At 64.7% G+C, this 19060-nt stretch carries 18 protein-coding genes; 6 read left to right on the top strand and 12 right to left on the bottom strand.

Annotation, left to right across the window (positions count from 1 at the left end; genetic code table 11):
* Window positions 1–158: 158 nt before the first annotated feature.
* The 5 genes from FB597_RS18005 to FB597_RS18025 all read right to left on the bottom strand — a co-directional run bounded on the left by FB597_RS18005 (window position 159) and on the right by FB597_RS18025 (window position 5811).
* Complete coding sequence (locus FB597_RS18005) at window positions 159–503, bottom strand: BON domain-containing protein (RefSeq protein ID WP_141918189.1); 345 nt, start codon at window positions 501–503, stop codon at window positions 159–161.
* Between the two features lie 230 nt (window positions 504–733).
* Window positions 734–2107, bottom strand: a complete 1374-nt coding sequence (locus tag FB597_RS18010; protein WP_144770291.1) for a sigma 54-interacting transcriptional regulator — start codon at window positions 2105–2107, stop codon at window positions 734–736.
* Between the two features lie 51 nt (window positions 2108–2158).
* The gene (locus FB597_RS18015) at window positions 2159–2659 is read right to left on the bottom strand and encodes a hypothetical protein (RefSeq protein WP_141918184.1); all 501 of its coding nucleotides are present in this window, start codon (window positions 2657–2659) and stop codon (window positions 2159–2161) included.
* Window positions 2649–4127, bottom strand: a complete 1479-nt coding sequence (locus FB597_RS18020) for a HAMP domain-containing sensor histidine kinase (protein ID WP_141918214.1) — start codon at window positions 4125–4127, stop codon at window positions 2649–2651. The genes FB597_RS18015 and FB597_RS18020 overlap by 11 nt, the downstream gene beginning before the upstream one ends.
* A 439-nt stretch (window positions 4128–4566) precedes the next feature.
* A complete protein-coding gene (locus FB597_RS18025) occupies window positions 4567–5811 on the bottom strand; it encodes an ArgE/DapE family deacylase (protein ID WP_144770292.1) in 1245 nt (414 codons plus the stop codon).
* A gap of 236 nt (window positions 5812–6047) precedes the next feature.
* Here FB597_RS18025 and FB597_RS18030 point away from each other — a divergent pair, with 236 nt between their 5' ends.
* Window positions 6048–7475 (top strand): MFS transporter, encoded by a 1428-nt coding sequence (locus tag FB597_RS18030; protein ID WP_141918179.1) that lies wholly within the window; start codon window positions 6048–6050, stop codon window positions 7473–7475.
* A 44-nt stretch (window positions 7476–7519) separates the two neighbouring features.
* On the opposite strand, the gene FB597_RS18035 is transcribed toward FB597_RS18030, so the two are convergent.
* On the bottom strand, window positions 7520–7945 hold the full coding sequence (locus FB597_RS18035; RefSeq protein WP_141918177.1) for a BLUF domain-containing protein: 426 nt from the start codon (window positions 7943–7945) through the stop codon (window positions 7520–7522).
* 129 nt (window positions 7946–8074) lie between these two features.
* A complete protein-coding gene (gene folE / locus FB597_RS18040; RefSeq protein ID WP_144770293.1) occupies window positions 8075–8791 on the bottom strand; it encodes a GTP cyclohydrolase I in 717 nt (238 codons plus the stop codon).
* Window positions 8792–9097: 306 nt separating this feature from the next.
* Here folE and FB597_RS18045 point away from each other — a divergent pair, with 306 nt between their 5' ends.
* Complete coding sequence (locus FB597_RS18045) at window positions 9098–9763, top strand: flagellar basal body L-ring protein FlgH (RefSeq protein ID WP_141918172.1); 666 nt, start codon at window positions 9098–9100, stop codon at window positions 9761–9763.
* Window positions 9764–9854: 91 nt separating this feature from the next.
* Here the strand turns inward: FB597_RS18045 and FB597_RS18050 are convergent, their stop codons facing one another.
* Entirely contained in the window at window positions 9855–10433 is a 579-nt protein-coding gene (locus FB597_RS18050) for a cell division protein FtsI (RefSeq protein WP_144770294.1), read from the bottom strand.
* A gap of 225 nt (window positions 10434–10658) precedes the next feature.
* Between FB597_RS18050 and FB597_RS18055 the strand changes: the two genes are divergently transcribed.
* On the top strand, window positions 10659–11102 hold the full coding sequence (locus tag FB597_RS18055; protein WP_141918166.1) for a hypothetical protein: 444 nt from the start codon (window positions 10659–10661) through the stop codon (window positions 11100–11102).
* 260 nt (window positions 11103–11362) lie between these two features.
* Here FB597_RS18055 and FB597_RS18065 read toward each other — a convergent pair whose 3' ends face one another.
* Window positions 11363–12628 carry a D-amino acid dehydrogenase gene (locus FB597_RS18065; RefSeq protein ID WP_144770295.1) on the bottom strand — a complete coding sequence of 422 codons (1266 nt, stop codon included), beginning with the start codon at window positions 12626–12628 and terminating at the stop codon, window positions 11363–11365.
* Window positions 12629–12666: 38 nt separating this feature from the next.
* A complete protein-coding gene (locus tag FB597_RS18070) occupies window positions 12667–13452 on the bottom strand; it encodes an SDR family NAD(P)-dependent oxidoreductase (protein WP_144770296.1) in 786 nt (261 codons plus the stop codon).
* A 424-nt stretch (window positions 13453–13876) separates the two neighbouring features.
* Between FB597_RS18070 and FB597_RS18075 the strand changes: the two genes are divergently transcribed.
* From FB597_RS18075 to FB597_RS18085, 3 genes are read left to right on the top strand one after another with little or no spacing between them, the layout of a single operon-like run.
* Window positions 13877–14542 carry an amino acid ABC transporter permease gene (locus FB597_RS18075; RefSeq protein ID WP_141918155.1) on the top strand — a complete coding sequence of 222 codons (666 nt, stop codon included), beginning with the start codon at window positions 13877–13879 and terminating at the stop codon, window positions 14540–14542.
* Window positions 14543–14563: 21 nt separating this feature from the next.
* Window positions 14564–15340, top strand: coding sequence for an amino acid ABC transporter ATP-binding protein (locus FB597_RS18080; RefSeq protein WP_141918152.1), 777 nt, complete (start codon window positions 14564–14566; stop codon window positions 15338–15340).
* Window positions 15341–15370: 30 nt separating this feature from the next.
* Entirely contained in the window at window positions 15371–15817 is a 447-nt protein-coding gene (locus FB597_RS18085) for an Lrp/AsnC family transcriptional regulator (protein WP_141918149.1), read from the top strand.
* 27 nt (window positions 15818–15844) lie between these two features.
* Here the strand turns inward: FB597_RS18085 and FB597_RS18090 are convergent, their stop codons facing one another.
* Window positions 15845–17647, bottom strand: a complete 1803-nt coding sequence (locus tag FB597_RS18090) for an NAD(P)/FAD-dependent oxidoreductase (protein ID WP_144770297.1) — start codon at window positions 17645–17647, stop codon at window positions 15845–15847.
* Window positions 17648–17756: 109 nt separating this feature from the next.
* The gene (locus FB597_RS18095) at window positions 17757–18914 is read right to left on the bottom strand and encodes a sigma-54-dependent Fis family transcriptional regulator (RefSeq protein WP_144770298.1); all 1158 of its coding nucleotides are present in this window, start codon (window positions 18912–18914) and stop codon (window positions 17757–17759) included.
* Window positions 18915–19060 lie beyond the last annotated feature (146 nt).

Raw genomic sequence — 19060 nt, forward strand, 5'->3', positions numbered from 1 at the left:
CACACCCAACCTCCACCGCCAAACCCGCGCCAGCACTGGCGTTGCGGCACGCCTCGTTGTACGGAAATAATTCAAAAAAAATGCCCGCCCCTAACGGGGCGGCCCCGGCTCTTTTTCTGCCCGCTCAAATAACGGCTTCAAGCGCCGCCATCAACGGCTTAGCTGGCCTTGACGGTAAGCTCGCTCTTCACATCCTTCACACCTTCGATCCCGGCGGCCAACTGCAATGCATGCTGGCCGACCTCAGCGTTGGGCACCGTTCCCTTGAGCGTCACCACGCCATCCTTGGTCGTCACCTTGATCTTCATGGCCGAGACCTGCTTGTCTCCCACCAGTGCCGCCTTCACCTTGGTGGTGATGACCGAGTCGTCTATATAGGCGCCGGCTTTCTGGGTCGCCTTGGGCGAATCGCCGGTATCGGCCGCCCGCACGGCCGGGGCCGCGGCAACGGCGGCAAACAAGGATGCGGCAACCAGCTTGGCAATGAATGCAGTCTTTTCCATGATGGGTTCCTTATATAGAGAGAAGAAAAACGGTAGGCGCCTTAACGGCACCGCCTACCCTGTTCTTCGCAATCCCCGTGCCACCCACCAATTTCTTCAATGTTTTCAATGGTTTGGAAAACAATCTTCGCCTATGTATACGCGCCAACCCGGCCCATAGACCCGGTTTTCGTCGCCCCTGGGCGACAATTCCGCCACCCGAAATTGGTAAGTCATTGATTTATAAGGAATCATGTCTGTCGCTCTGCGATGACGCTCTCTTCTCCGCCCCGGAACATCCGCGGATCGAGCCCATTCTTCTGCAACAGCCAATAGAACTCGGTGCGATTACGATCAGCCAGACGGGCGGCATCCGACACATTGCCGTCGGTCAGCTTCAACAGGCGGATCAGGTAATCCCGCTCGAACTTCTGCTTGGCCTCGGCATAACGCAGCAGATCCAGCGTCGGCGCGCGCAAGGCGCGCTGCACCAGCGACGCCGGAATCAGCGGCGTGGTCGACAAGGCGCAAACCTGCTCCACGACGTTATAGAGCTGCCGCACATTGCCCGGCCAATGCGCCAGGCTCAACAACTCCAGCGCATCGGGAGCGAAGCCGGTCAGGTGCCTGGCGTACCTGGCCGCGGTCGTCTTGAGGAAATGGTTGGCCAGCAGCGCGATGTCTTCGCGCCGCTCCTCCAGCGACGGCAGGTGCAGCGCCACCACATTGAGCCGGTAATAAAGGTCTTCGCGGAACTGCCCTTCAGCCATGGCCGCCTCCAGGTCGCGGTGGGTCGCCGAGATGATGCGCACATCCACGCTGCTGGGCTGGTTGGCCCCGACCTGGCGCAGCGTCTTCTCCTGCAGCACGCGCAAAAGCTTGACCTGCAAGGGCATCGGCATATCGCCGATCTCATCCAGGAACAGCGTGCCGCCATCGGCAGCCTGGAACAGGCCCTCCCGGCTGTCCATCGCGCCGGTGAACGCGCCCTTCACGTGGCCGAACAGTTCGGACTCCAGCAACTGCTCGGGAATGGCGCCGCAATTGACTGCGACAAAAGGTTTCTCCGCACGCTGGCTGGCGCGGTGGATGGCGCGCGCCAGCAGTTCCTTGCCGGTCCCGCTGTCGCCGCGAATCAGGATGCTGGCATCCGATGCCGCCACCAGCCGCGCCTCGGCCAGCAATTCCGAGACCCGCTGGCTGCGGCTGATCAGGTCGGATCGCCAGGCCTGGTCTTCCGTTTCGCATGCCGGCGCGGAAAGGCTCAGGCCCTGGGCGACCTTGTCCAGCAACAGCGTGCCGTCAAAAGGCTTGGTGAGATAGGCGAAGGCCCCGCGCGTGGTCGCCTCGACCGCGTCGGGAATGGTGCCGTGGGCCGTCAGCAGGATCACCGGCAAGGTCGGATGGCGGCTGCGGATCTCATCGAACAGCGCCAGGCCGTCCATGCCCGGCAGCCGGACGTCGGTGATCACCAGCGACGGCAGCGCGATGGCCAGTTGCGCCAGCGCCGCCTCGGCGCTTTCCACGGCGACCACGCGGTGGCCGCTGGCGTTGAGGCGCAGCGTCAGCAGGCGCAACAGGTCGGGATCGTCGTCGACCAGCAATAAGGGGGAAGAATGTCCCATCGGGGCTCCTGTTCCTGATATGGGGAACGGGCCCGACGGGTGATGGCGCTGTTACTTGCCGCCGGCCGGCAGGCTCCGCTCTATGTTCTTGAGGGCCTCAAGCTTGTCGTTGAGCTGGTCCACCTTGCGTTGCGCATCCTTGAGCTGGATGGATGACTTCTCGGCGTTGTCGGCCACGCGGCGCAGATCGGCGTAAGAGCTGACCAACAGTTGAGCCAACGGCTTGAGCTTCTCCGCTTCGACGCTGTTATCGGCCATGACGTTCCACAACTGGGCTTCGGCCTTGGCCAGGTCGATGGGATCGCGCGTCATCGACAGCGCCATGGCGCGCCGCACGTTGTTGGAAGGGCTGGCCGGATAAGCATTGATGCGCTGCAGTTCGCGCCCCAGCTCGGCCGCCGGCATCTTGCGCAGCACGGCGTTATAGGCCAGCAGCTCATCGATGTTGCTGGCAGCGTGGATCAGCTTGATATTGGCGGTCGGCGCATCCGGCTGCGCGGCGCAAGCCGCCAGCAAAAGACAGCAGGCCAATAGCAGGATTTTATTTTTCATCAGGCAACTCGATTCTGAAATGCGCCCCGCTTTCGCACGGCATCAACTGCACATAGCCGCTGTGCGCCTGCACGTACTCGCGCACCACCGACAGGCCGATGCCATTGCCGCGGCGCGCGCCGGTCGGCTGGTGCAAACCCTGGTAGAACGGTTCGAAGATGCGGTTGGCGTCGGTCGGCGCCACGCCGGGGCCCTGGTCGATGCATTCTATGCGCACCATCCCCGGCGCATCGGACAGCAAGAAACGGATGAAGCCGCCTTTCGGGCTGAAACGCACGGCGTTCGACAGCAGGTTGCCCAAGACAATCGCCATCTTTTCCGGATCGACCACCACCGTGCGCGCGGCTCCTTCGATCTCCACCTTCAGCTCGCGCGCCAGCCATTGCAGGCGCTGGTCGTCGATCACCTTGTGCAGCAGCGCGCGCAGGTCGACCGGCACCGGCTGGATATGCTGGGCATCGAAGGAAACCTCGTTATAGCGCAGCAGGTCCTCGATCTGCGTTTGCAGCGCCTGCGTATTCTGGCGCAGGATGCGGGCGATCTCACGCTGGTTGTCGGTGAGCTCGCCGGCCACGCCATCGTCCAGCAGCGCCGCCCCTTCGCACAAGGCCGACAGCGGCGTCTTCAACTCGTGCGATACATGGCGCAGGAAACGCGATTTCTCCGCCTCCAGATCCGCCAGGCGCTGGCGCAACCAATCCAGTTGCTGGCCCAGGCGGCGAATGTCGGCCGGGCCGTGCACCTCGATGTGCTGGTCGAACCGGTTATCGCCCAGGCGGCCGATGGCCTGCTCCAGCTGCGCCAGCGGGCGCGACAGCCACAGCCCGAAGCCGAACGCCAGCAACACCGCCAGCAGGATGGCGCCGACCACCTGCAACGTCAGCATCTGGCGCTGCTGTTCAAGCGCGGCCGAGAGCGCATTGTTGCGGCGGTCGACCTCAAGCCGGCTTTCCTGCGTCATGCGCTCGTTCAACGGCGGCAGGCGCGCAAAATCCTGGAACACCTTCAACTGCTCGGACTTGTCCTTGCGCGATTCGGAATCCAGCACTGCCGCCGCCTCGTCGGCATACACGCCCCACTGGCTGAAGATATCGCGCGGCGCCATCGGCAACGAATCGGACAGCTCGCCCAACGCTTCCCTGGCCTGGTCCCGCGCCTCCACGAAACGGTCGCGGAAGGCCGGATCGTCCAGCACCAGGTATTGGCGCGCGCTGCGTTCCATCGCCACGGTGCGCTCAGCCAGGCGTTGCGCGGCCTCGGTCAGCTGCACCGCCTGGCGCGCGGTGTCGCTGCTGTTGGTGGCCATGCGATCCAGCGTAAACAACGCATGGACGGATGTCGCGCTCAACAGCGCGGCGATCAGCAGGAACGCGGCCAGCAGCAACTGCCGGAACGACAATCCAAGATAGCCCTGCCGGGCGGCAGGCTGTCCTGCCAGATCAGAGGTGTGCTCGATGGCGTTCTGCATGCGATTGATCAGGGTCCTCACAAGACTTTCGGTGTAATCCTGGCGCTCAGGCCTTCTCGGAAACCTGCTTACGCCCGCTCCGCAAGCCGTACACATATGCGTTCAGGATAAGGGCATGGCGCAAGGCTCAGGCAAACCGTAGAGCCGGAATGCTGCACCGGCCTGAAAGAATTGTCCAACGGTTCCAGCAGGGAGCGCGGACATGGCTTCATGCCCTTCCCGCATCCGGGCCGCCCATCGGCAACACACCATCGCTCTTTTGTTTGTTATCGGCCGACGGCTGCCGCAGGAAAGCCTGATGCGGGCTCCCATTGTAATCAAGATGAGCTTATCGGAAAAATTTCTATGCGTTGCCATACCGGCAACACATGAATCCCTTGCGAAGCGGCGAGGCCGCCATGACGATGGCCCCATTGACCGATGGCGCCAGACGGCGCCCTCAAGCCTGCGGGCCGACGAAGTCCAGAAGCGTCATGGCCACCACCTTGGTGGCCTTCTTCAAATCGTCCAGCGCCAGGTTCTCATCGGCCTGCTTGGCATTGGATTCCATCAGCGTGCGCGGGCCGGCGCCGAACAGCACCACCGGGATGCCATGCTCGCCATACAGGCGCGCGTCGGTATACAGCGCCGAACCGTTGGTAGTGAGCGTCTCGCCCATGACTTCCTGCGCATTGCGCAACAGGCTGTCGACCAGTTTCTCGTGGCCCGGCAGCGGACGCAGCGCGCGCGCCAGCAGCAGGCGACGGATCTCGACCCGGATGCCGGGCAAACCGGCCACCGCGTCCCCGATCATCTTGCGCACGCCGGCTTCGACCTGCGCCGGATCCTCTTCCGGGATCATGCGGCGGTCCATCTTCAGCACCACCTTGCCCGGCACCACGTTGGTGTTGGTACCACCGTCGATGCGGCCGACGATCATGGTCGGGTGGCTGATGCCGGGGATCGATGAACGGATATCCTTCAGGCCCGGTACCGCCGCATAGATGGCATTGAGGATGGTAGTTGCCGCCTGCAAGGCGTCATGGCCGGTTTCGGGCATGGAGCCGTGGGTCGCCTTGCCATTGACGGTGACTTCAAACTGCAGGCAGGCATTGTGGGCCGTGACGATGTTGTAGCTGAAGCCGGCCGCGATCACGAAGTCAGGTTTGGTCAGCTTCTGCTCCAGCAGCCAGCCGGGGCCGAGCAGGCCGCCGAACTCTTCGTCGTAAGTGAAATGCAGTTCCAGCGCGCCGCGCAGATCGACGCCCAGCGCCTCCAGTGCGCGCACCGCGAAGATATAGCTGGCGAAGTCGCTCTTGGACACCGCCGACGCGCGGCCGTAGATGCGGCCGTCGTCGATCTCGCCGCCGTAAGGATCATGGCGCCAGCCTTCGCCCGGCGGCACCACGTCGCCATGGGCATTGAGCGCCACGGTCGGCCCGCCGGCGGCGTAAGGACGGCGCACGATCAGGTTGGTCACGCTCTGCATGCCGTAGTCGGCCACCTGCTGCGACGGCACCGCATGCTTCTCGGCGCTCCAGCCCCAGGCCTTGACCAGCTCGGCCACCGCATCCGCATGCGGCGCGTTGTTGCCGGGCGGGGTATCGGTGGGTATGCGAATCAGCTGCTGCAGGACGCCGACTTCCTCATCGAAATGCTGGTCGATCCATGCGCACAGGCGCTGCGACAACTGCTTATTGGACATGCTCGCGACTCCGTCATCAAAACGCGCCGGCCACGCCGGCGCAAACCGCCATCATAGCGCACCATCCCGCCAGCAGGCACCGTCGCCAGCAAACCCCGCGTTTCCCCGCTATCATTGAACGCCGCCTCAACCGGGGGCCGGCCGGAGCCTGTGCCGGAAACAGGCTCTTATATATAAACAGACAAGCGGCGCACCTTGCCGTTAGCAGGCATACCGCCCCTACCTCGCCCAAGCACATGTCATCGCAGCCTTCATCCACCGGCGCCGCCGAACCCACCCGTCACCTGGTCATCGCCGGCGAAGGCCTGCCGCCCGAACAACGCGGCCGCGCCATCATGACGCTGCTCATCGCCGTCGGCCTGGCCACGCTGGACACCGCCATCGCCAACACCGCCCTGCCGGCCATGGCGCTGGACCTCAACACCACGCCGGCGGGCTCGGTCTGGATCGTCACCGCTTACCAATTGGCCATGATGGTGTCGCTGCTGCCGCTGGCGGCGCTGGGCGAAATCGTCGGCTACCGCCGCATCTATATCTGGGGACTGGTGCTGTTTACCGCCGCCTCGCTGCTGTGCGCGGTCGCGTGGTCACTGCCTACGCTGGTCATGGCCCGCTTCCTGCAAGGGCTGGGCGGGGCCGGAATCATGAGCGTCAACACCGCGCTGATCCGCTTCATCTACCCCACGCGCTCGCTGGGCCGGGGCGTTGGCCTGAACACGCTGATCGTGGCCATCGCCTTCACCGTCGGCCCCAGCGTCGCCTCCGGCATCCTCGCCATTGCGCCGTGGCCGTGGCTGTTCGCGGTCAACGTGCCGCTGGGCATCGTCGCCATCGTGCTGGCGCTGCCTTCGCTGCCGCACACCGCGCTGTCCAAGCATACATTCGATGTGCGCAGCGCGCTGCTCAATGCCGCCGCCTTCGGACTGCTGATCCTGGCCATCGGCGAAGGCGCGCACCAGGCCCAGGCCAGCGTGGTCGGCATCGAACTGGCGGCGGCCATCGTGTGCGGCCTGTTCCTGCTGCGCCGCGAAGCCTCGCACCCGGCGCCGATGCTGCCGGTCGACCTGTTCCGCCACCCCATGTTCTCGCTATCGGCGATCACCGCCGTGTGTTCCTTCGCCGCGCAAGGCCTGGCCTTTGTCTCGCTGCCCTTCTTCTTCCACCACGACCTCGGCCGCAGCCAGGTCGAGATCGGCCTGCTGATGACCCCGTGGCCGGTGGCCGTAGCCATCATGGCGCCGATCGCGGGCCGCATGTCCGACCACTATCCGGCCGGCATCCTCGGCGGCGTCGGCCTGGCGCTGCTATGCGCGGGCCTGTTGTCGATGACCTTCATGCCGGCCGCGCCCAGCGTGTGGGAAATCAGCTGGCGCATGCTGTTGTGCGGCATGGGTTTCGGCTTCTTCCAGTCGCCCAACCTGAAAGCCCTGATGACCAGCGCGCCGCCGCACCGCAGCGGCGGCGCTTCCGGCATCGTGGCCACGGCGCGCTTGCTGGGCCAAAGCATCGGCGCGGCACTGGTGGCGCTGTGCTTCAATCTGTCGGAAAGCCAGGGATCGCGTTTCGCGCTGGGTTGCGGCGCCGCCTTCGCCGGGGCGGCCTGCCTGGCCAGCTTCCTGCGCCTGCTGACCAAGAACCCGTATGCGCCGCCGCTGAAAAAATAAGGCCGGCAAGCCGATGGCGGCAACGCCCTCCGGCATGACCGGGCTCAGTCGCGCTGGGCGAAGGCCGCGGTCGAGGCCAGTTCGTTGAGCAGCGCCACGGTGGCGCAGTTGGAGACCAGGTAAGGATTCAGTTCGCCGCACACCGAATATTTCAGCAGCAGCGAACGGTTGATCTTGTCCAGGCGGATCTTGCCCATGGTCCATGACGAGTACTGCCGTTCGTCGATCGACTCATACCCCAGCAACACCAGGTCGTGATGGCGCTCGTCGCGCTGCAACTGGCCATACATCTGGTTCACCTGGTCGCGCCCGCCCTCCAGCACCTGCACGAAGATGGCGTCGCTGTAGCACAGCACGCCGGTGATCCCCTTCTGGGGATTGTGCTTGCGCGCGCTGGCCAGGATGGCCTCGACCACCTCGTGGGAAATCGGGCTGCGCGCACGGCTTGCATAGATCAGACGAACTAACATGATGAGAACTCATTTGATGAATAGGCCTGAGTGCGAGCTTACCCCATTTGGGATGAAGTGCAAGGAGCGCAACGCCGCCAGCACCCTTCTTGGACAGAACACATCTCACGCCTGTTCACGCAATGCGTTCTAACCTCGTTGACGTTGGGAAATCAGCGCCAGGAATTCGCGCCGCAGGTTGGCGTCGCGCAGGAAGGAACCCCGCATGACGCTGTTGATCATCTTCGACTCCATATCCTTCACGCCGCGCCAGTGCATGCAGAAATGGTCGGCTTCCATCACGATGGCCAGGCCGTCCGGCTGCAGCTTCTGCATCAGCAGGTCGGCCGCCTGCGACACCGCCTCCTCCTGGATCTGCGGGCGGCTCATCACCCATTCCAGCAATCGCGCGTACTTCGACAGGCCGATCAGGTTGGAATGCTCGTTGGGCATCACCCCCACCCACACCTTGCCCATGATCGGGCACAGGTGGTGCGAGCAGGCGCTGCGCACGGTGATCGGGCCGACAATCATCAGCTCGTTCAAACGCTCGATGTTGGGAAACTCGGTCACCGCCGGCGGCGCCTGGTAACGGCCGCGGAAGACCTCATTGAGATACATCTTGGCCACGCGCCTGGCCGTGTCCTGGGTATTGTGGTCGCTCTCGACATCGATGACGAGGCTTTCCAGCACCGCCGCCAGCTTGCCCTGCACTTCGGCCTGCAATTGCTCAAGCTCGCCGTCTTCAATGAAGGCGGCGATATTGTCGTTGGCGTGAAAGCGCACGCCGGCAGCCTTGATACGCTCGCGGATGCGTGCCGACACGAGTTGCTCATGCACGCTGGGCTGGTTTTTTTCTGTTGCCATGATTGGGTGCGGGTGCCCCGGACAGGCCCGCCGTATCGGTGGAATAACCGCCATTATGCCCCGAAAAGGAGCATCGCATGACGCGCGGCCGCCGCGCCTGCATGGGAAATGAGGCATGAATACCCGGCATCTCTGCGGCTTGACCATGGCTGATTTTTGTTTGCAGGCATTTACACCGGATTAACCGCCGCTTACACCGTTGGCGCACATCATCCGCACACGAGCCGCCGCGTATTGCACATATGCCGCCGGCGCTCGGCAGAGCCAGACAGTCCAGTCCGGCTGCCAATTCTCGGGGGGATCGCCATGAAGTTCCAATATCGTCTGGCCGGCGCATGCGCGCTGGCCGCATCGCTGTCAGCCTGCTACAGCCCGGCGCCCATGGTGAGCGGCCCGACCAGCGTGCGGCCATCCTATCCGGTGGCCAACGTCGAGAACAACGGCGCCATCTTCCGCGTCTCCAGCGCGCAGCTGTTCGAGGAGCCGACCGCCTACAACGTCGGCGACATCATCAAGATCGACATCTCCGAATCCATCAGCGGCAGCAACAAGTCCGCCACCAACAACAGCACCGACACCACCCTGTCGCAGAAGGGGCCAGGCTCATCGGCGCCGCTGGGCGGGCTGTTTACCGCGCTGTACGACGCCAACTATTCGGCCTCCGGCAGCAATTCGTTCAAGGGCTCCGGCGACACCAGCAACAGCAATACCATGACCGGCACGCTGATGGTCTCCATCGTCGAAGTGCTGCCCAACCGCAACCTGGTGGTGGCGGGGGAAAAGCGCATCGGCATCAACAGCAACGTCAATACGCTGCGCTTCTCCGGCGTGGTGCGCACGCGCGACATCCGCGGCGGGGTGGTGGCCTCGGCCAACGTGGCCGATGCGCGCCTGGAGCAAGTGGGCGGCGGCACGGTCGCGGACGCCAGCACGGACAAAGGGTTTTTCCGCCGCCTGCTGACGATCTGGTAAGCCGGCGCGTGGCCAGCATGCACGCCGCGATAGCGTGCACAAGAACGGCAACCTCGGTTGCCGTTCTTTATGTCGCCTGCGAAGTATCGGTTCAGTAGCCGCCGGTGGCGCTCTTGGCGCCTTGCGGCGAGTTGTCGGCGATGATCGGCGGGTTGCCCGGCAACAGCGCATCCACCAGCGGACCCAGCTTGTCGTTGACGCTGGCCCACTTGTCCTGAGCGAAGGAGCCGATGCGGTATTGGGCCGACCCCAGCACGCGGCCATCGCGGCGCAGCGTCAGGGCGGCATAGGTGAGGTAAGGAGTATAGGCATCGGAGAACACCTTGGTGTCCCATTTGACGTAGCCGACATAGGTCAGCGTCACCGGGCAGCCGGGGGATTGGGTGCCGGCGTCGTACACGCGGCTCGACACGCCGTGCCTTTGCAGCTCAGCCTGCAGGCCCGGCACAAAGTCGCTCAGGGCCACGGCGCCGTTCCACTCGATGCAGACTTCGCGGATCGGATCCTTGTTGTAGACGACGGGATTGATCGGCGGATTGGGCGTCATCCCCTTCACGCCGGAGGCGGCGTATCCGATCACGCTGGCGGCATCGACCAGCGGATTGGACGACATCACGATGCAACCCGACAATGACGATGCCAGCAATGTAGCGGAAATGATGGTGCGCATGATGCTCCCCCCGGAACGGAACCCGGTTCGACAGACACGGGCTCCAGGCTGGACATCATAGCCGCGCGGATTCCCGCGCCAGGCTTGTTTTACCTTGATTTACGCTGCCCTTGCGCATGCTTTACACCCGGCGCTTCCCACCTGCATTTTTCGCCTGCATTTCCCGCCTGCGCGCACCATGGCACAATGCCCCCGCAGATGTTCCCTTGACCATTGGAGATCCGAATGAAGCCATCCTTCCCGCGCCCGCTGTTCGCCGCCCTCGCGCTGGCCGGCATCTGCCACACCGCCCACGCCGATACGCTGGCCTCCGAAAGCCAGATCCGGCCGCTGACCGACAAGATCATGGCCCAGGCCGGCGCCGGCCGCACCGATGACGCCTACGCCGCGATGTCGCCTTACGCATTGATCGACATCCGCGCGCTGGAAGCGGCCCGCGTCAACGCGCGCAGCACGCGCATGGCGATCGAAGCGCAGGTCGGCAATTCGGTCGGTTACGAGTTCATCCGTTCAGAGAAGGTCGGCGACTCGCTGCTCAAGCTGACCTACATCGAGAAGACCGAGAAGCAGGCCATCCCCTGGCAGTTCATCTTCTACAAGACGCCGGCCGGTTGGGCCATCAGCGCTTTCAGCAACGGCGACAACGTCGACGCGCTGTTCGAGCGCTGACCCTCGATTTCTTTTCATCATCCCGACGAAGGCCGGGTTCCAGTGGCTTCCGTTGCATATCGACGGCCGCTGAACGACACCGGGTCCTGACCTGCGTCAGGACGACGGCGTTTGCGTAGCGAATAAATCTTCGCAAATCCGAATTCATCGATTCTTCAAAGGCCTGCTTGCCCATACGATGGCCGGCATGAGCTACTACGTCTACATCCTGGCTAGCGACAGAAACGGGACGTTATACATCGGCGTTACCAACGACCTGATCAGATCAATCGCTGCGGCTCCAGGTCGGCGCTTTCGATATCGGTCGCCACGCCGGCGATCTTGTCGGCGATGATGCGGCTGGAACCGCAGGCCGTGGTCCAGCCGTTCGAACCATGCCCGGCGTTGAGCCACAGGTTGGCATAGGGCGTCTTGCCGATCAGCGGCGCGCCGTCCGGCGTCATCGGCCGCAAGCCGGCCCAGTATTCGACCTTGGCCAGGTCTGCGCCGTTGGGATAAAGGTTCTTCAAGGACTTGATCGCGGTAGCGCAGTCGCGCGGCGCGACCCTGGTATCCCAGCTGCCGATCTCGGCCGTGCCGGCCGCGCGGATGTGATTGCCCATGCGGGTGATCGCCACCTTGTAATACTCATCCATGACGCCGCTCCTGGGCGCGCCCTCGGGGTCGGCCACCGGCACCGTGATGGCGTAGCCCTTGACCGGATAGATCGGCAGATCCAGGCCCAAAGGCTTCAACATCGGCACCGATGCGGCGGCGCAGGCCACCACATAGGCATCGGCCTGCAGCGTGCCGGCGCTGGTGCGCACCCCCGCCACCCGGCCGCCGGCGACCTCGATTCCTTCCACCGTCGTCGACAGGCGGAACGCCACGCCCTGCGTCTTGAGCCACGCCGCCAGCGCGCGGGCGAACAGCGGGCAGTTGCCGGTTTCATCCATGGGCAGCAGCAGCCCGCCCTTCAACTCGTTGCGCGCCGCGCGCAAACCCGGGTCGAAAGCCACGCAGCCGTCGCCATCGAGCAACTCGAACGGCACCCCCGCCTCGGCCAGCACCCTGGTCGACAAGCCCGCGTTGTCCACCCCTTCCTGGGTACGGAACAATTGCAGGTTGCCGCCGCTGGTCTGCTCGTACTGGATGTCCAGGCGCTCGCGGATCTGCTTCAGCTGCGAGTGGCTGTAACGCGCCAGGCGGCCCATGCGCGCCTTGTTGACGGCATAGCGCTCGGGCGTGCATTGCGCCAGGAAGGTCTTGAGCCACTTCCATTGGTGCGCGTCCAGCCGCGGCGTAAACCGCAACGCGGCCTCGATGCCCAGCCAGCTCTGCAGCGACCACTTGAGCGACTTGGCCGGCATGCCCGGCGCCGCCCAAGGCGTGGCGTAGGAGGGGCAGACATGGCCGGCGTTGCCGACACTGGTCTCGGCCGCCACGTCGGGACGGCGCTCGACCACGGTGACTTCATGGCCGCGCTCGCGGAGAAAATAAGCGGTGGTGACGCCGACGATGCCGGCGCCGAGCACGATGATGCGCATGGTGTTCCCAGAGAGAGGTCAGATAAATTAAGAGCGCGTTACAGCGTCAGTCCGCCGTCCACGTGCCAGACCTGGCCGGTGACATAGGACGCCGCCGGGCTGAGCAGGAAGCCGATGACATTGGCGATCTCCTGCGGCTGCCCCAAGCGACGCAGCGGGATGCGGTCGAGCGCGGCCTGCCAGGCCGCCGGGTCGATGGCCGATTTGGCCGGGTCGCTCTTTTGCACATAACCGGGCGCGACCGCGTTGACCGTGACGCCGGCCGGCGCCAGCTGCACCGCCAGCGATTTCACCAGCGCCTCGATGCCGGCCTTGGCCGCGGCCGACGCCGGAAAGCCCGATTCGCCCAGGCGGAACACATGCGCCACGAAGGAACTGACCGCCACCACCCGCCCCGAACCGGACGCCTGCAATGCCTCCTTGCAGGCGGTCGTCAGCCGGAAGAATCCCGAGAGCAGCGCATCGAGCGAACGCGACCAGTCGGCGTCCGACAGTTCACCGATACGCTTGCGGTCGGCGAAGCCGGCATTGGCCACCAGCGCGTCGAGCCGGCCGAATTCATCCAGCGCGGTATCGCGCAGCAACGCTGCGGTGCCGGGCTCGGCCATGTCGCCCAAGGCCAGCACGCAGCGCGCGCCCTGCTCGCGACAGCGCTGCGCAGTGGCTTGCAGTTCCGGGGAGTCGCTGCGCGCATGCAGCACCAGCGACACGCCCGGCCCCGCTACCGAGGCGGCGACCGCCGCGCCGATGCCGCGCGCGGCGCCGGTGATGAGGATGGTACGGTGCGGCTCGTCGGAAGTGACGGAAGGGGAAACCTGATTCATTGTCGTTGTCGGATTGGGCGCATTCCCAATCGCTGGGAAAGCCGGTGGGCGGCGTATTCAAGCATATCGCCGCGAGTGCGCTATTTTAGAACTCATTTCATCAACAGGGGCGGGATGCGTTCCAACCGAACGCCACCAAACGCAGCAGCAGCGTGGGGCGCCAGGCCGATCCGGCATGGCCCGGATCTGTCCGCCGCCGGCCGTTCTCCATTACAATTGCCGGATTCGCGGGTTGCGACCATGCAATCCTTATAAAAGATATCCGTGCCCTCCCCCATGCCTTCCCGACACTTGCCAGCGACAGCGGCGGCCCCTGCCCGAAACCGTGGCGCCGGGGCATGGATCGTGCTTGGAAATTTCGTATCCCATCCGCCCCGGACCAGGCCTCTGGTCCATATTGAATCGTATTGAAGGAAAACCGCAGATGTATCAATGGGACTTCGGCTCGCTCTGGCAATTCAGGAGCATCATCGGCATCGGCTTCGTCTACACGCTGGGCTATACCGTGGCCTGTATCGCGCTGGGCCTGTTGGTCGGTCTGGTGGTCGGCCTCGGCCGCCTCTCTTCCAACCCGTTCGTCTCGGGGCCGCTGCGCGCCTTCGTGGAAGTGTTCCGTTGCACGCCGGTGCTGGTGCAGCTGGTGTGGTTCTACTACGCGCTGCCGGTATTGCTGGGCATCGAGATGTCGGCCGGCACCGCCGCCATGCTGTCGCTGGCGCTGTATGGCGGCGCGTTCTACTCGGAAATCATTCGCGGCGGCATCGTCTCGATCGACGTCGGCCAGTCCGAAGCCGGCTGGGCGCTGGGCATGACCCGCTTCCAGCTGATGAAGCGCGTGATCCTGCCGCAGGCGTTCAAGCGCATGACCCCGCCGCTGGTGAACCAGTCCATCATGCAGTTGAAGAACACCTCGCTGCTGTCGGTGCTGGCCGTGCCCGACCTGCTCTACCAGGGCCAGATCATCGCCCACGAGACCTATCGCCCGCTGGAAATCTACACCCTGGTCGCGATCATCTATTTCCTGATCCTGCTGCCCGCCACCATCTGGGCCAAGCGCCTGGAAACCCGCCTGTCGGCGCAGCACGGTTAAGCAACGCTTAAGGAACCAATGATGAGCAACGGCAATTCGATGATCCAGATCAGCAACCTCAAGAAGGCCTTCGGCGACCATGTGGTGCTCAAGGACATTTCCATCCAGATCGACCGCGGCTGCGTGGTCGCCATGATCGGGCCGTCCGGCTCGGGCAAGTCGACCCTGCTGCGCTGCCTGAACCTGCTGACCGTGCCGGACCAGGGTTCGGTGCGCATCGGCGAGCGCCACTTCGATTTCGACGGCAAGAACGGGAAGAAAGCGCGCCTACCCAAGGACAAGGAACTGGCCGGCTTCCGCGCCCGCACCGGCATGGTGTTCCAGCACTTCAACCTGTTCCCGCACATGACCGCGCTCGAGAACGTGATGGAAGGCATGCTCACCGTGCTGCGCACGCCCAAGGCCGAAGCCCGCGCCAAGGCCCTGGCGCTGCTGCAGAAAGTCGGCCTGGCCGAGCGCGCCGACATGTATCCGCAAAAGCTTTCCGGCGGCCAGAAGCAGCGCATCGCCATCGCCCGCGCGCTGGCCATGCAGCCGGATGTGATGCTGTTCGACGAAGCCACCTCGGCGCTCGACCCCGAGCTGGTGGGCGAAGTCTTGAACGTGATCCGCAGCCTGGCGGCCGACGGCATGACCATGATCCTGGTCACCCACGAGATCGCCTTCGCGCGCGAAGTGGCCGACCAGGTGGTGTTCATGCGCGACGGCGTGGTGGTGGAAGCCGGCCCGCCGTCGCAGGTCATCGACAATCCGCAACAGGCGGCGACCCAGGCGTTCCTGGCGCGCTTCAACGCCTGATCGGCCATACATCGACCACACGGCGACCACATGAAAACGCGGCTCGACACCCTCGACGACACCGACCGCAACCTGATCGCGCTGCTGCAGGTGTCGGCGCGCGAGAGCGTGGCCAACCTGGCGCGCAAGCTGGGCGTGGCGCGCACCACCGTGGTGGCGCGCCTGGCCCGGCTGGAAAAGAACGGCATCATCGCCGGCTACACCGTCAAGCTGGGCCAGGAAGTGACCGACAACGCGCTGCGCGCGTATGTCGGCATCACCGTCGAGGCCAAGGCCGCGCGCGACGTCTTGAAGCGCTTCAGGCGCATGCCCGAGATCGAACTGCTGTGCTCGGTCTCCGGCGAGTTCGACTACGTCGCCTGGCTGCGCGCCTCTTCGGCCGAACGGCTCGACCAGCTGCTCGACGAGATCGGCGAGATCGACGGCGTCACCCGCACCACCACCTCCATCGTGCTGGCGCGCAAGATCGAACGCTGACCCTGCGCGCCGCCCATCTTTCCGGCATCAGGAAAGATGGTGCACTTCCTGCAAGCCGTACACCGGCGTAGCGATGCCTTCCATGCGCGCCTTCAACTGCAGCGACAGGTACTGCGAGTAATGGCGCGACTGGTGCAGGTTGCCGCCGTGGAACCATAGCGCCGGCTGCTGCGTCGGCTTCCACATGTTGCGCTGCTCGCCTTCCCATGGGCCCGGGTCCTTGAGCGTATCCGAACCCAGTCCCCACACCTTGCCGACCTTGTCGGCCACCTCCTGCGAAATAAGGTCGGCGGCCCAGCCGTTCATCGAGCCATAGCCGGTCGCGTAGACGACCAGGTCGGCCGGCAATTCGCTGCCGTCGCTCAACACCACCGAATGTTCCTTGAGCTCCTTCACGTCGACGCCGCTCTTGAGCTTGATCTTGCCGTCTGCGACCAGTTCGGAAGCCCCGACGTCGATGTAGTAGCCCGATCCGCGCCGCAGGTATTTCATGAACAGGCCGGAACCGTCGTCGCCGAAGTCCAGCATGAAGCCGGCCTTCTCCAGCCGCGCATAGAACCCGGCGTCGCGCTCCCGGATGGCGTCGAACACCTTGGTCTGCATTTGCGGCAAGACCTTGTACGGGATCGAGGCAAAGGTAAGGTCGGCCTTGGCGGTGGTCATGCCGGACTGGAGCGCGCGCTCGGAATACAGGTCGCCCAGCGCCAGCTCCATGAGCGAGTCCGACTTGACGATGTGCGTCGACGAACGCTGCACCATGGTCACGTCTACGCCCGCTTCCCACAGCGCCGCGCAAATGTCGTGGGCGGAATTGTTGGCGCCGATCACCACCACCTTCTTGCCGCGGTAAGCATCGGGGCCGGGATGTTTCGACGAATGCTGCTGCTCGCCCTTGAACACATCCATGCCCTTGAACTTCGGCAAGTTGGGCTTGCCCGACATGCCGGTGGCCAGCACCAGCTGCTTCGGCCGCAAGGTGATCCGTTCGCCGCCGCGCTCGACCACCACGCGCCACTCGCCGGCCGCCTCGTCGTAGGAAGCCGATTTGCAGTCGGTGGAACCCCAGAAATTGAGCTCCATGACCTTGGCGTACATCTCCAGCCAGTCGCCCACCTTGTCCTTGGGCGTGAATACCGGCCAGTTGTCCGGGAAGGGAATGTAAGGCATGTGGTCGTACCAGACCGGGTCATGCAGGCACAGGCTCTTGTAGCGCTTGCGCCAGCTGTCGCCCGGCTTCTCGTTGCGTTCGACGATGATGGTCGGCACCTTGAGCTGGCGCAGCCGCGCCCCCAGCGCCAGCCCGCCCTGCCCGCCGCCGATGATCAGGCAATAGGGCTGCTCGCTGCGGCCCAGTTCGGCCAGTTCCTGCTCGCGCTCCTCCTTCCAGCTCTTGCGTCCGGTATGCACGCCATGCACGGCGCCCATCGGCCGCCGCACGCCCTTGCTTTCCTCATGTCCTTTGAGCTCTGACATGGTCGTGAGCAGGGTCCAGATCTTGCCGTCCTTCAGGCGGATCAACCCGCTGCCGCGCGCGGTGCCGGTTTCCACGGTGATCCATGCCTGCGTGACGCCATCGGCCTGGCTGGCGGCTTCGCCCTCGGCCAGGCGCAGGCCGATCTCGCCCAGCGCCGGCAACTGCTGCGCCAGCATCGCGGCGATCTGGGCCCGTCCTTCGAGCGTCTTGATGTTCCAGGTGAAGGCGACCAGGTCGCGCCAGTAGCAGTCCTCCAGGAACAGCCCTGCGGCGGCTTCGGCCTTGCCGTTGCGCAAATGGCTTTGCAGCGTTTCGAGCATGCCGGCGACGGCCTGGTCCGGGTTTGTTTTGGACATGATGTCTCCTCTATGAAAATAGATAGTGGTTGCTTGCTTGGGAAAGCGGGTCTGCGCCCGCCTGGGGAAAGAAGGCCGGAACCGAACCGGGCCGGCCCGCGCGGCGCCGCTAACGTCGGTGCGGCGGCACGATGTCGAATCTGCGCATGCGCCGGTACAGCGTGGCGCGCGAAATGCCCAGGCGCTCGGCCGCCGGCACCGGCCGCCATTTGCATTCGTCCAGGGCGGCGATGATGTGCTTGCGCTCCAGCAGTTCAGGCTCGCTCGCGCCCGCCGGCTGGGCCCGGTCGGCCGGCATGGCTGCGCCGGACATACTGGAAGAAACGGCCGCCGCCGGCGCGCGCCGCGCCGGGATGCGGACGCGGGCATGCAGCAGCGCACCGCCGTCAAGCAAGCGCAGGCTCACCAGCGCCTGTTCCGCGCGTGCGCCCAGCAGGCGTTCCGGACGGATATCGAACACCTGTTCCAGCGGCAGCGGCAAGTGCTTCAGCGCCGGGATACAGGCGCGAGCGCAGCGGTTGGCGGCGGTGATATTGCCCACCGCGTCGAAAGCGATCAGGATTTCCGGCTGCGCTTCCACGTAATGCCGGCTGCGGTGCGCCAACAGCACCCAGTCCCCGGCGGTGGCATTGAGGAAATAGCCGTCTTCGATCAGCACCGCGCTCTGGCGCACGATCCGGTTCACCAGGCGCTGGCTGTCGCGCGCATCGGGCGAACGGATGGCCGATGCATCCAGCACGCCGATCAGCCCGCCGTCCGGCGCGAAGATGGGCGACGCGCTGCAGGTCAATGTGGTGAAGGCGGCGCGGAAATGGTCGGTCTTGTGCACCGTGATCGGCATGCGATCCTGCAAGACGCTGGCCACGCCGCAGGTGCCTTCCTCCCGCTCCGACCAGCAGGAACCGAGATACAGGCCGGCGCGCTTGAAGTCGCCGCGGCGGTCGCGATCCACGCGGTAATCGATGGTCACGCCGCTGGCATTGGTCAGCATCACGCAGTAGTCGGCCTCGCGCACCGTCTGGTGCAGCATGGACAGGCATTGCCCCGAGGCGCGCAGGAAACACTCTTCCTGGTGCTGGATCTGGCGCAGCTCGGACGCGCTCAGCACGCGCGGGCCGGCGGTATTGGCGGGATCGAGATGGTGCTGGTCGAGCGAACGCCGGTAAGACGACGCCAGCCGCTGGACATCGGCGCCGGCCTGCGGCGAACGGCCTTCGATCAGGTTGCGCACACGGCGCATGTGATCGACCTGCGGAACATAGGGCATGACGAACTCCTTAAGGTTCGAAACGATTCGCAGGCGCTGCGTTTGTATGCATGTCGCTGGCGAACCGGGCACATGCTTAGTTTTAACACAGGCGTTTTGGCGCGCTACCCTGCACTGCAGCATGGACGGCGCCTGAGACGGCTGTC

It is taken from the genome of Herbaspirillum sp. SJZ099, from assembly GCF_007828355.1.
Taxonomy (GTDB): Bacteria; Pseudomonadota; Gammaproteobacteria; order Burkholderiales; family Burkholderiaceae_D; genus Herbaspirillum.

What these genes read in the sequence shown, in the direction of transcription:
- FB597_RS18005 (WP_141918189.1), bottom strand. Translation starts at nt 503, where the DNA reads ATGGAAAAGACTGCATTCATTGCCAAGCTGGTTGCCGCATCCTTGTTT.
- FB597_RS18010 (WP_144770291.1), bottom strand. Translation starts at nt 2,107, where the DNA reads ATGGGACATTCTTCCCCCTTATTGCTGGTCGACGACGATCCCGACCTG.
- FB597_RS18015 (WP_141918184.1), bottom strand. Translation starts at nt 2,659, where the DNA reads ATGAAAAATAAAATCCTGCTATTGGCCTGCTGTCTTTTGCTGGCGGCT.
- FB597_RS18020 (WP_141918214.1), bottom strand. Translation starts at nt 4,127, where the DNA reads ATGCAGAACGCCATCGAGCACACCTCTGATCTGGCAGGACAGCCTGCC.
- FB597_RS18025 (WP_144770292.1), bottom strand. Translation starts at nt 5,811, where the DNA reads ATGTCCAATAAGCAGTTGTCGCAGCGCCTGTGCGCATGGATCGACCAG.
- FB597_RS18030 (WP_141918179.1), top strand. Translation starts at nt 6,048, where the DNA reads ATGTCATCGCAGCCTTCATCCACCGGCGCCGCCGAACCCACCCGTCAC.
- FB597_RS18035 (WP_141918177.1), bottom strand. Translation starts at nt 7,945, where the DNA reads ATGTTAGTTCGTCTGATCTATGCAAGCCGTGCGCGCAGCCCGATTTCC.
- folE (WP_144770293.1), bottom strand. Translation starts at nt 8,791, where the DNA reads ATGGCAACAGAAAAAAACCAGCCCAGCGTGCATGAGCAACTCGTGTCG.
- FB597_RS18045 (WP_141918172.1), top strand. Translation starts at nt 9,098, where the DNA reads ATGAAGTTCCAATATCGTCTGGCCGGCGCATGCGCGCTGGCCGCATCG.
- FB597_RS18050 (WP_144770294.1), bottom strand. Translation starts at nt 10,433, where the DNA reads ATGCGCACCATCATTTCCGCTACATTGCTGGCATCGTCATTGTCGGGT.
- FB597_RS18055 (WP_141918166.1), top strand. Translation starts at nt 10,659, where the DNA reads ATGAAGCCATCCTTCCCGCGCCCGCTGTTCGCCGCCCTCGCGCTGGCC.
- FB597_RS18065 (WP_144770295.1), bottom strand. Translation starts at nt 12,628, where the DNA reads ATGCGCATCATCGTGCTCGGCGCCGGCATCGTCGGCGTCACCACCGCT.
- FB597_RS18070 (WP_144770296.1), bottom strand. Translation starts at nt 13,452, where the DNA reads ATGAATCAGGTTTCCCCTTCCGTCACTTCCGACGAGCCGCACCGTACC.
- FB597_RS18075 (WP_141918155.1), top strand. Translation starts at nt 13,877, where the DNA reads ATGTATCAATGGGACTTCGGCTCGCTCTGGCAATTCAGGAGCATCATC.
- FB597_RS18080 (WP_141918152.1), top strand. Translation starts at nt 14,564, where the DNA reads ATGAGCAACGGCAATTCGATGATCCAGATCAGCAACCTCAAGAAGGCC.
- FB597_RS18085 (WP_141918149.1), top strand. Translation starts at nt 15,371, where the DNA reads ATGAAAACGCGGCTCGACACCCTCGACGACACCGACCGCAACCTGATC.
- FB597_RS18090 (WP_144770297.1), bottom strand. Translation starts at nt 17,647, where the DNA reads ATGTCCAAAACAAACCCGGACCAGGCCGTCGCCGGCATGCTCGAAACG.
- FB597_RS18095 (WP_144770298.1), bottom strand. Translation starts at nt 18,914, where the DNA reads ATGCCCTATGTTCCGCAGGTCGATCACATGCGCCGTGTGCGCAACCTG.